Origin of the sequence: Streptomyces sp. BR123 (assembly GCF_013401435.1) — a bacterium.
Taxonomy (GTDB): Bacteria; Actinomycetota; Actinomycetes; order Streptomycetales; family Streptomycetaceae; genus Streptomyces.
Genome location: NZ_JACBGN010000240.1, coordinates 1 through 11,020, shown reverse-complemented (window position 1 = coordinate 11,020; position 11,020 = coordinate 1). Strand labels below are relative to the sequence as shown.

At 75.0% G+C, this 11,020-nt stretch carries 11 protein-coding genes; 5 read left to right on the top strand and 6 right to left on the bottom strand.

Features of this window, described 5'->3' with window-relative positions; all coding sequences use genetic code 11:
- Together HYE82_RS27920 and HYE82_RS27915 are read left to right on the top strand one after the other, a co-directional pair.
- A partial coding sequence (locus HYE82_RS27920; RefSeq protein ID WP_306439641.1) for a GNAT family N-acetyltransferase occupies positions 1-550 on the top strand: 550 nt, incomplete at its 5' end.
- An 80-nt stretch (positions 551-630) separates the two neighbouring features.
- Positions 631-1,341, top strand: a complete 711-nt coding sequence (locus HYE82_RS27915) for a DsbA family oxidoreductase (protein ID WP_179176936.1) — start codon at positions 631-633, stop codon at positions 1,339-1,341.
- 205 nt (positions 1,342-1,546) lie between these two features.
- Here HYE82_RS27915 and HYE82_RS27910 read toward each other — a convergent pair whose 3' ends face one another.
- Complete coding sequence (locus HYE82_RS27910; protein WP_179176935.1) at positions 1,547-1,858, bottom strand: class I SAM-dependent methyltransferase; 312 nt, start codon at positions 1,856-1,858, stop codon at positions 1,547-1,549.
- Here HYE82_RS27910 and HYE82_RS27905 point away from each other — a divergent pair.
- A complete protein-coding gene (locus HYE82_RS27905) occupies positions 1,857-2,945 on the top strand; it encodes an amidohydrolase family protein (protein ID WP_179176934.1) in 1,089 nt (362 codons plus the stop codon). The genes HYE82_RS27910 and HYE82_RS27905 overlap by 2 nt on opposite strands.
- Before the next feature lie 336 nt (positions 2,946-3,281).
- Complete coding sequence (locus tag HYE82_RS27900; RefSeq protein WP_179176933.1) at positions 3,282-4,238, top strand: SCO1860 family LAETG-anchored protein; 957 nt, start codon at positions 3,282-3,284, stop codon at positions 4,236-4,238.
- 65 nt (positions 4,239-4,303) lie between these two features.
- Here HYE82_RS27900 and HYE82_RS27895 read toward each other — a convergent pair whose 3' ends face one another.
- Both HYE82_RS27895 and cobC read right to left on the bottom strand, forming a co-directional pair.
- Positions 4,304-5,563 (bottom strand): CapA family protein, encoded by a 1,260-nt coding sequence (locus HYE82_RS27895; protein ID WP_256987804.1) that lies wholly within the window; start codon positions 5,561-5,563, stop codon positions 4,304-4,306.
- A 261-nt stretch (positions 5,564-5,824) separates the two neighbouring features.
- The gene (gene cobC / locus HYE82_RS27890) at positions 5,825-7,246 is read right to left on the bottom strand and encodes an Rv2231c family pyridoxal phosphate-dependent protein CobC (protein ID WP_309144470.1); all 1,422 of its coding nucleotides are present in this window, start codon (positions 7,244-7,246) and stop codon (positions 5,825-5,827) included.
- A gap of 95 nt (positions 7,247-7,341) precedes the next feature.
- Here cobC and HYE82_RS27885 point away from each other — a divergent pair, with 95 nt between their 5' ends.
- Positions 7,342-8,064, top strand: a complete 723-nt coding sequence (locus HYE82_RS27885; RefSeq protein WP_179176932.1) for a ZIP family metal transporter — start codon at positions 7,342-7,344, stop codon at positions 8,062-8,064.
- 2 nt (positions 8,065-8,066) lie between these two features.
- On the opposite strand, the gene HYE82_RS27880 is transcribed toward HYE82_RS27885, so the two are convergent.
- From HYE82_RS27880 to HYE82_RS27870, 3 genes are all read right to left on the bottom strand, one after another.
- A complete protein-coding gene (locus HYE82_RS27880) occupies positions 8,067-9,476 on the bottom strand; it encodes a cobyrinate a,c-diamide synthase (RefSeq protein WP_179176938.1) in 1,410 nt (469 codons plus the stop codon).
- Positions 9,477-9,484: 8 nt separating this feature from the next.
- Positions 9,485-10,084: a cob(I)yrinic acid a,c-diamide adenosyltransferase gene (gene cobO / locus HYE82_RS27875; protein WP_179176931.1), complete on the bottom strand. Its 600-nt coding sequence runs from the start codon at positions 10,082-10,084 to the stop codon at positions 9,485-9,487.
- The coding region (locus HYE82_RS27870) for a VWA domain-containing protein (protein WP_179176930.1) at positions 10,084-11,020 on the bottom strand (937 nt) is incomplete at its 5' end. The genes cobO and HYE82_RS27870, both read right to left, overlap by 1 nt.

The window sequence follows — 11,020 nt, the reverse complement described above, 5'->3', positions numbered from 1 at the left end:
GCCCCGCACCGCCCCGCGCGCCGGGAACCGCCACGGTTCCCGGCGCGTTTCACGCTCCATGATCAGAACCGCGCAGCCCGCCGACGTCGATGCCATGGCGGCCCTGCACACCCGGGCCCGTGCCACCTACTACCGGGGCCGCCTCCCCGCCCAGGCCTACGCGGGCGCAGCCGAACTCGCGGCGTCCCGCGAGGGCTGGTCCCGCGCCGTGGCCCGCAGCGAGGCCGAGGGGAGGGTGCTGTGCGCCGAGGAGGACGGCCGGCTCACCGGGGTCGCCGCCTTCCGCACCGCGGTGGGGGAGACCACCCTGACCCAGCTCCACGTCGACCCGGTGCACTGGCGGCGCGGCATCGGCGCCGCCCTGCACGCCGCCTGCCTCGACGCCTGGCGCGCCGCCGGCGTCGACCGGGTCCGGCTGGAGGTGTACGAGCACAACCTCCGCGCCCAGGCCTTCTACGCCCGCCACGGCTGGCGCCCGGACCCCGCCGTCCGCCGCTCCGGCACGCACCTCACGCTCGTGCTGAAGATCGGGCTGATGTCCGGGGAATGAGACGCTCCGGGCAGTGGTTGAACGCGAAACCGCCTCGGCCCTCCGTCGGGGCCTCCACCTGAACCGAGAGAAGAAGGAACATGCGCGTCGAGATCTGGAGCGACATCGCCTGCCCGTGGTGCTACATCGGCAAGGCCCGTTTCGCCAAGGGGCTGGCCGGGTTCGCGCACCGCGACGAGGTCGAGGTCGTCTTCCGGTCCTTCGAGCTCGACCCCAACAGCGCCAAGGGTGCCACCGCGCCCGTCGTGGAGATGCTCGCCAAGAAGTACGGCCGCACCCTCGACGAGGCGCGCGGCATGGAGGAGCACGTCGCGGCGACCGCCCGTGCCGAGGGGCTGGAGTACCGCACCGAGGGCCGCGACCACGGCAACACGTTCGACATCCACCGGCTGCTGCACCTGGCCGCCGCCCGCGGCCGCCAGGAGGAACTGCTCGACCTGGCCTTCCGCGCGAACTTCGCCGAGGAGCGGTCCGTCTTCGACCCCGAGGTGCTGCTCGCGCTCGGCGTCGAGGCCGGGCTGGAGGAGGCCGAGGTCCGTGCCGTCCTCGCGGACGGCTCCGCGTACGCCGCGCAGGTACGGGCCGACGAGCGGGAGGCGGCCGAACTCGGCGCCAACGCCGTCCCGTTCTTCGTCCTGGACCGCCGCTACGGGATCTCCGGCGGCCAGCCGGCCGAGGTGTTCACCCGCGCCCTGGAGCAGGCCTGGGCCGGCCGGGAACCGGTCGAGCCGACCCCGACGACGGCCGACGCCTGCACCCCGGAAGGCGCCTGCCCCGTCCCCCGGGCGTAGGTAGCGGACACCACCCCGGATCGACTTCTCCTGCGGACTGGCCTGTTCGGCGGCAAGGCGGGCCGCTGCGCGGCTGAACGAGCCACAAGAGCCCCTGTACTCGCCGCCCCTGGGCGGGCGGTGGTTCCGGGGGCTTCTCTCGTCCGGGCCGTCCGGGTTGTCTCCCCGAACGGCCCGGACGAGGAGTGTGCCCACGGTCCGCCGGTCATGTACGGGGGGCCGGGAGGACGGGTTCGGTGAACCAGGCTGCGCCGAACACGCTGAAGGCCGCGTCGATGACCGTGGACGTCTCCCCGAGGCAGGTCACGGCGTCGCCCCGGTGCAGTTCCATGCCGTCCACGCCCGGCCGGCGCTCACGGGCCTTGGCCGGTTGCGCGGGGGACGGATCGATACCCACTGCCTTCATGCCGAGGGCGGCCTGGCGGGCGAGGTTCCCGCACGGCGACAGCCGCCCGGCGGCGCCCGACCGCCGGGGTGCCGGACGAGCCCGTCGGCCGCGCACGTACAGTGCGGGCATGACCGATGACGTGCTGCATGTGAAGGGGCGGGTGCTCGTCGGACCCGACGACGTGCGCGACGAGCTCTGGGTGGTCGGCGGTCGGATCTCCTACGAGCGCCCGGCCGGTGCCCGTGAGACGACCACGGTGTCCGGCTGGGTCCTGCCGGGTCTGGTCGACGCGCACTGCCACGTGGGGCTGGACGCCCACGGCCCGGTCGACGCGGAGACCGCCGAACGGCAGGCGCTGACCGACCGCGACGCCGGTACCCTGCTCATCCGCGACGCCGGTTCGCCTTCCGACACGCGCTGGACCGACGACCGGGACGACCTGCCGAAGATCATCCGGGCGGGCCGGCACATCGCCCGCACCCGCCGCTACATCCGCAACTACGCCCACGAGATCGAGCCCGCCGACCTCGTCGCGTACGTCGGACGCGAGGCGCGGCGCGGCGACGGCTGGGTGAAGCTGGTCGGGGACTGGATCGACCGCGACGCCGGCGACCTGACGGCCTGCTGGCCGCGCGCCGAGGTCGAGGCGGCCATCGCCGAGGCGCACCGGCTGGGCGCCCGGGTCACCGCGCACTGCTTCGCGGAGGATTCGCTGCGCGACCTGGTCGAGGCGGGCATCGACTGCATCGAGCACGCCACCGGGCTCACCGAGGACACGATCCCGCTGTTCGCGGAGCGCGGGGTCGCGATCGTGCCGACCCTGGTGAACATCGCCACCTTCCCGAAGCTGGCGGCGGGCGGCGAGGCCAAGTTCCCCCGCTGGTCGGCGCACATGCGGCGGCTGCACGAGCGCCGGTACGACACCGTGCGCGCGGCCTGGGACGCGGGCATCGCGGTGTACGTGGGCACGGACGCGGGCGGCTCCCTGCCGCACGGCCTGGTCGCGGACGAGGTGTCGGAGCTGGTGCGGGCCGGGATCCCGCCGCTGGACGCCCTGTCGGCGACGACGTGGGCGGCGCGCGAGTGGCTCGGCCGGCCGGGGCTCACCGAGGGCGCGCCCGCGGACCTCGTGGTGTACGGCACCGACCCGCGGGCCGACGTACGGGCGCTGGCGCAGCCGCTCCGGGTGGTCGTGAACGGCACGGTTCGCGCCTGAGCGGGGCGCACGGTGGTTGACGCTGCCGGTTGACATCGTGGTTGACGGCGTCATTGACGTCGTGTGACCCGGATGCCCCGGGGGTCGTTATGAGTGCCCGATCGTGGCTCCAGGGGGAGGGTGGCTCGTATGTACGTGTGGCGGAAATGACCCCCCGTGCCTTGCGGGGCGCAACTAATCGAACACGTGCAGGGAAACCACCCGTTGGGATGAACTCACCTCGGGTGGCTCTCCCTTCACTCTCCGTGCGTAAAGGATTCCGGGGGTAGTAGGCCGTCCGGGCGCGATGTCCCCCATTGGCGCGCGGCGGCTCCCGTCTCCCTGGGGGTTTCCCACGTGAACCGCAACACCTTCCGCACGCCCGCGGCCGCCCTGCTCGCCGCAGGAGCGGTCGCCCTGCTCACCGCCCCGCCCGCCGCCGCCACGGGCGGCGGCTCCGCCTCCCGCGCAGGCGGGGGCGAGGGCAAGGCCGGCGCCGTCGTGCTGCGCGCCGGACTGGACGTGGGCCTGCTGAACAAGGCCGTGCACGTCCCGCTGAAGACCACCCTGAACGAGGTCAGCGCCCCGGCGACCGCCGAGAAGACCGCCCTCACCGTTGCCGTGGACGGGGCCGAGGAGGGAAAGCCGGTCAGCGTGCTGCGCGCCGACGCGGCCACCTCCAAGGCCACCGCGGACGGGCAGCGCGCCGTCGCCGAGGCCAACCTGGCACACGCCAGGGTGCACGTCCCCGGGCTGCCCGCGCTCGCCCTGATCGAGGTGGAGAAGGTCACCTCCAAGGCCGTGTGCGAGGCCGGGAAGAAGCCGCAGGCCGACGCCAACGTGTTCGGCGCGGCCACCGTGCTCGGCAAGAGGGTCACCCTGTCCGCCGGCGGCCCGACCAAGGTGGAGATCCCGGGGGTCGGCCTGGTCGACCTGGAGCTCTCCGCCAAGGAGACCACCTCCACCACCGCTGCCGCGGCCGCGCTCCGCCTCAAGGTGTCGGTGAACCCGCTGAACCTGAACGTGGCACAGGTCGACGGCGAGATCGTCCTCGCGGAGTCGCGCTGCGAGTCCCCGGCCGGGCCGCCCCCCTCCGCCGGCCCCGGCCCCAGGCCCGCCGCCGACACGGGCGGGCAGCCCGACATCAAGCCGCAGACCGGAGCCTCGGGCACCGGGTCGAGCATCGCCGCTGAGGCCAACCTGGCCGAGACCGGCGCCGGTTCGCTCACCCCGTACGTCGCCGGCGGAGCACTGGTGCTGCTCGGCACCGGAGCGGTCGCGCTCGTCCTGACCCGGCGCAGCCGCACCCGGTAGCACCGGACGCGGCACCACCGCAGCACGCGGCGAGGCGCCGGCCCGGCTGGAGGGGGCGGGCCGGGTCAGCGCGTCGCGTGCTGCAGGCCCTGCTTGTCGGCCCCGCGGGACAGCACGGCCTCGCTGATCTGCCTGTCGACCGCGGCGTACTCCGAGCGCCCGGCCCCGCCGGCCCCGCCGCCGTCGGCGACGCACGAGGTGCACACCACGCGGAACGGACCGCCCCGGTCCGAGAACTGGGTCAGGTACTCGGCTTTGACCACCTCCCACCGGCCCGGGTGCGCGGCCGACGGGGCGAAGGTGAACCGGGGGATCGACGACATGTTGCCGCGCAGCTTCTCGGGCTCGTAGAAGCTGGCGATCTGGTCGCCCATACCGAAGACCACCCAGGTGCCGTTGATCTTCTCGTAGGGCTGCGGCACGTGGTTGTGCGTGCCGAGGATCAGATCGATGTCGGGGAGGCCGTCCGGCCCGCGCGAGGCGGTCAGGGCCTGCGCCAGATCGCGCTGCTGCTGGTCGGGCGCCGTCTGCCACTCGGTGCCCCAGTGGATGCTGAGGACGACCACGTGCGCCCCGGCCGCCCGCGCCGCCCGCGCGTCGGCGATGATCCGGTTCTGGTCGAGGAGATTGACGGCCCACGGCTTGCCGGACGGGACCGGTATGCCGTTCGTGCCGTACGTGTAGTCCAGCTGGGCGACCTTGGCACCGCCCGCGGAGAGCACCGCCGGGGCCTTGGCCTCCTCGGCGCTGCGGGCCGAGCCGACGTGCTTGATGCCGACCCGGTCGAGGTGGTCGAGGGTGCGGACGACACCGTCCCAGCCGTCGTCCAGGGTGTGGTTCGAGCCCGTCGAGCAGCTGTCGTAGCCGGCGTCCTTCAACGCGTCGGCCAGCTGGTGCGGGGCCTTGAAGGCCGGATACCCGGTGTAGGGGCCGCCGGGCCGGCCGTACGGTATCTCGTGGTGGCATATCGCCAGGTCGGCCGCGGCCACCAGGGGCTTGACCCCGGCCAGTATCTTCCGGAAGTCGTGGCTCTGGCCGCTGCCCTTCGCGTCGTCCGCCGCCTGCTGGATGATCGACGGGTACGGGATGGTGTCGCCGGTCGCGAGCAGTGTGAACGGGCGCGCGTCGGCCGGCGCGGCAGGCCCCGTCCGGTCCTTGTCCTTCCCCTTGCCCTGGCCGGCCTTGCCGCCGGCGAGCCGCTGCTCACCGGACGCACCGCCGTCCTTCCCGCCCCGGTCGAGCAGGGCCGGGGCGGCGAACACAGCGCCACCCACCACCACCGCCAGTCCTGCCACTGCCGTGCCTGCCTTGGCGGCTGCCTTCATTGCGGATTCCCCCCGTGACTCCGTGCCGATGCGCAGATCATCACCCACACGGCCCCATACCGCCAGTCGTGCCCCACCCGTCGCATTCCGTTTCGCCGCAGGTCAGAGTCCTGCCACCGTTCCGTGGGCCCCGACGAGCCGCCGACGGGCCACCGACGAGCCGCCGACGGGCCGCCGGTGCCGCGGACAGGCCGCGGGCGGGCTGCGGAGGGCGGCTCCGTGGGCCGTCCGGGTGAGGTCCAGCGGCCGTCCGGGTGAGGCTCAGCGGGCCGTCAGGGCGAGGGCGTGGTCCAGGGCCTGCAGCAGGCGGCCCGTCGTCGCCCGGTCGCGTACCGCCAGCCGGAGCCAGGAGTCGTCCAGGCCGGGGAAGGTGTCCCCGCGGCGGACCGCGAAGCCGAGGTTCCGCAGGCGGGCGCGGACCTCCGACGCCCCCGGCACCCGGATCAGCACGAACGGGCCCTCCGCCGCCCCGGACACCGTGATCTCCTCGAACTCGGCGAGCCCGGCCAGCAGATGGGCCCGGTCCACCGCGATCTGCCGGGCCGCGGCCTCCGCCTCCGCCAGCGCTTCCGGCGTCACGCACGCCTCGGCCGCCACCAGGGCCGGCGTCGACACCGGCCACAGCGGCTGCGCGGCCTCCAGCTTCGCGATCACCTCCGGCTCGGCCAGCACGTAGCCGATCCGCAGCCCTGCCAGCCCCCACGTCTTCGTCAGGCTCCGCAGCACCACCAGGCCCGGGATGTCGGTCCGCCCGGCCAGCGCCTCCCGCTCGCCCGGGACGGCGTCCATGAACGCCTCGTCCACGACCAGGATCCGGCCCGGCCGGGCCAGCGCGGCCAGGGCCGCCGCCGGGTGCAGGACCGAGGTGGGGTTGGTGGGATTGCCGACCACCACCAGGTCCGCCTCCTCCGGCACCGCCGACGGGTCCAGCCGGAACCCGTCCGCCGCCCGCAGCACCACCCGCTCCACCCGGTGTCCCGCGTCCCGCAGTGCCGCCTCCGGCTCCGTGAACTGCGGGTGCACCACCACCGGCCACTGCGCGTCCAGGGCCCGCGCGATGAGGACGAACGCCTCCGCGGCCCCGGCCGTCAACAGCACCCGCCCGACCGGCAGCCCGTGCCGGTCCGCCACCGCCGCGCGGGCGGCGCGCCCGTCGGGGTACGCGGAGAGGGCGTCCAGCGAAGCCGCGATGCGCTGCTTGAGCCAGGCCGGGGGCATGTGCGCCCGTACGTTCACCGCGAGGTCCACCAGCGACGCCCCGTCGCCCCGGACCTCCGCGTCCCCGTGGTGCCGCAGGTCGTGCGCCTGCGCCGTGGCCACCGCGCACGTCGCGGCCACCGACCGCCGCTTCGGGACGAGGAGTTCCCCGCCGGTCGCGAGCGCGGCGGCCTCCGCCACCGAGGAGGTCCCGGCGGCGTCGCGCACCGCGTCCGAGGGGTGCGGCACGCCGATGCCGGCCAGCCGCTCGGCCGGGTAGCTGAGCAGCGGCACGCCGAAACGTTCCGCCGCGCCCGCGATCCCCGCCTCGCACGCCTTCGATTCCACCGTGGCCAGCGCCTTCACCGCACCCGCGGACAGCCCCGCCCCGCGCAGCGTCTCCTCGACCAGGGCGCACACCTCGGCCACGGACACCCCGGCCCGTCCGCCGACCCCGACCACCAGCTGCGTCGCGTAGTCACCCACCGGGATCAAGCCCCCTCCGTAGTCGTCAATGGTGCGTCGCCCGCGGCCCGCGCGCGGATGTGCACGCGCGGCCCGCAGTCGGTATTCAGGGGCACATGGCCGTGATCGTGGCGCTGGGCGCGTTCCTGATGACCCTTGCGGGCGGGTGGACGGCGCAGCGCGTCAACGACCGCCGCCACCTCGTCCTGGGCCTGGCCGGCGGGCTGATGCTCGGCGTGGTCGGCCTCGACCTGCTGCCCGAATCGCTGCAGGCCGCCGGCCACCCGGTGTTCGGGGTCCCGCTCGCCCTGCTGCTCTTCGTGGCCGGCTTCCTCACCGCGCACGTCGGGGAGCGGCTGCTCGCCGTACGCCACGCTGCGCACGGCGCCGAGAACGGGCGCGTCCCGCAGGTCGGCCTCACGGCGGCCGCGGCGATGGTCCTGCACAGCCTCGCCGACGGGGTGGCACTGGGCGCGGCCTTCCAGGTCGGCGGGGGGATGGGGCTCGCCGTGGCACTGGCCGTGGTCACCCACGATTTCGCCGACGGCTTCAACACGTACACCCTCACCCGCGTGTACGGGAACGCCCGCCGCCGCGCCCAGCTGATGCTGCTGGCGGACGCCGCGGCCCCGGTGGTGGGCGCGGCGTCCACTCTGCTGTTCACCCTTCCGGAGGAACCGCTCGGGGCGTACCTCGGCTTCTTCGGCGGTGCCCTGCTCTACCTCGCGGCCGCCGAGATCCTGCCCGAGGCGCACCACGAGCACCCCGCCCTGTCCACCCTGCTGTGCACGGTGGGCGGCGTGGCCGGGATCTGGCTCGTGGTGGGCCTGGCGGAATGAGCTCACGGGCGGGCCGCCGCCGCTCCGGTGAAGCGGCGGGCGACGGAGGGCTCCGCCGCCCAGTGGGTGTGCAGGTAGCTGGCGTGCACACCCTGCCGGACGAAACCCTCGACACGCCGCTCCGGATGCGTGAACCCCCAGGCGGGGGCCTCGCCGGCACCCGGATCGACCACCGTGCGGTGGAACTCGTGGCCGCGCAGCCGGGTTCCGGCCGCCGCGAGGGAGCTGTCCGACACGGCCACCGCCTCGCGGTAGCCGAGGGTCAGGCGCTCCGACATCCGCGCGTCGGCGTCCAGCACCGCGCACATGGGCTTCCCGTCGAGGCTCCGCGCCAGGTACAGCAGCCCCGCGCACTCGGCGGCGATCGGCCCGCCCGCCGCCGCGAAGTCCGCGACGGCCTTGCGGAGCGGCTCGTTCGCGGAGAGCTCGGGGGCGTACACCTCCGGGAAGCCGCCGCCGATCACCAGGCCCGCGGTGCGCTCGGGCAGCTGCTCGTCGCGCAGCGGGTCGAAGGGGACGACCTCGGCGCCGGCCGCGGTGAGCAGCTCGGCGTGCTCGGCGTACGAGAACGTGAACGCCGCGCCACCGGCAACGGCGACCACGGGCCGCCCCGCGCCCGGGGCCGGGGCAAGCCCGTCGGCCGGGGCCGCGGCACGCCCACGGGCATCCGCCTCGGCCAGGGCCAGCTCCGGCGACCAGACGGCGCAGTCCAGCGCCGGCGCCGACCGGGCCAGCGCCAGCAGCGCCTCCAGGTCGCAGCCGGCCCGGACCTGCTCCGCCAGCGCCGCCACCGAGGCCACCGCGTCCGCCCGGCGCTCGGCCACCGGAACCAGACCCAGGTGCCGCGACGGCGCCGACACCTGCGGCGCCCGCCGCAGGACGCCCAGCACCGGAGTGCCCGCTTCCTCCAGCGCCTCCCGCAGCATCGCCTCGTGCCGGTCGGACCCGACCTTGTTCAGGATCACCCCGCCGAGCCGCACCTGCGGGTCGAACGACGCGAACCCGTGCACCAGCGCCGCCACCGACCGCGACTGCGAGGAGGCGTCGACCACGAGCACCACCGGCGCCCGCAGCAGCTTCGCGACCTGCGCCGTCGACGCCAGCTCGCCGCGCCCCGCCGCCCCGTCGTACAGCCCCATCACACCCTCGACGATCGCGAGGTCGCAGCCCGCCGCCCCGTGCGCGAACAGCGGAGCCACCAGCTCCGGCCCGCACAGATACGCGTCCAGGTTGCGCCCCGGCCGCCCCGTGGCCAGGGCGTGGTAGCCGGGGTCGATGTAGTCGGGGCCGGCCTTGTGCGGGGAGACGGCCAGCCCGCGCCCCGCGAAGGCCGCCATGAGGCCCGTCGCCACGGTGGTCTTGCCGCTGCCCGACGAGGGCGCGGCGATGACCAGGCGCGGGACGCCGAACACCTGCGAGGTCACCACTCGATGCCCTTCTGGCCCTTCTGGCCCGCGTCCATCGGGTGCTTGACCTTCGTCATCTCCGTGACGAGGTCGGCGAACTCCATCAGCTTCTCCGGCGCGTCACGCCCCGTGATCACCACGTGCTGGGTGCCCGGCCGGTCGCGGAGCACCTCGATGACCTCGTCGACGTCGATCCACCCCCACTTCATCGGGTACGCGAACTCGTCCAGCACGTACAGCCGGTGCGTCTCGGCGGCCAGATCCCGCTTGACCTGCTCCCAGCCCTCCTTGGCCGCCTGCTCGTTGTCGAGCTGTGCGTCCCGCTGGACCCAGGACCATCCCTCGCCCATCTTGTGCCAGACGACGCTGCCGCCCTCGCCGGAGGCGCCGAGCACCTTCAGCGCGTTCTCCTCGCCGACCTTCCACTTGGCCGACTTGACGAACTGGAACACCCCGATGGGCCAGCCCTGGTTCCAGGCGCGCAGCGCCAGCCCGAACGCCGCCGTCGACTTGCCCTTGCCCGGCCCGGTGTGGACCAGGACGAGCGGGCGGTTGCGGCGCTGGCGGGTGGTGAGTCCGTCGTTCGGGATGACGGTCGGCTGTCCCTGCGGCATTACGCGGCCCTCCTGTTGGTGTGCGATGACGACGGCGACATCGCCGACGTGCGTACGTTCTTCACGAGCCCGGCCAGCGCGTCGGCCCGCAGCCCCTCCAGCGTCACGGCCGGCCCGCCGAGGTCCGCGGCCAGCGCCCCGGCCAGGCCCAGCCGGACCGGCCCCGTCTCGCAGTCCACGACCACCGAGGCCAGCCCGTCGGCCGCCAGCAGCCGGGCGCTGCGCGCCGCCAGCGCCCGGGCGTCGCCGGCGAGGGCGCCGGCCGAGGTGGCCCGCCCGTCGGTGACGACCACCAGCAGCGGGCGGCGGCCGGGATCCCGCAGCCGCTCGATCCGCAGCACCTCACGGGCCTTCAGCAGGCCGGCGGCGAGCGGGGTGCGGCCGCCGGTCGGCAGCCGTTCCAGCCGGGCTGCGGCCGCGTCCACCGAGGACGTCGGCGGCAGGGCGAGGTCGGCGCCCGTGCCCCGGAAGGTGATCAGGCCGACCTTGTCGCGGCGCTGGTAGGCGTCCAGCAGCAGTGACAGCACGGCACCCTTGACCGCGCCCATGCGCTGCCGGGCGGCCATCGAGCCGGAGGCGTCGACCACGAACAGCACGAGGTTGCCCTCGCGGCCCTCCCGGGTGGCCTGGCGCAGGTCGTCCTTGCGGATGACGAGCCCGCGGCCGCTGCGCCCGCGCGCCTTCTGGTGCGGTGCGGCCGCGTGCAGGGTCGCGGCCAGGTGCAGCTTCGTCAGCTGGCCGCGCGGGCGTTGGGCGCCGGTGGTACGGCCGTGCGCGGTCCGGGCGCGCGAGCGGCGGCCGGACGCGCCCTCGCCGAGGCCCGGCACGCTGAACATCTTCGTCCGGAACGGCTCCCCGGCCCGCACGGCCGCCTGCTCGGGCGCGTCCCCGCCCTGCCCGGCGGCGGGCTGCGGGGCGGGGGCGTCCGGGGTCTGC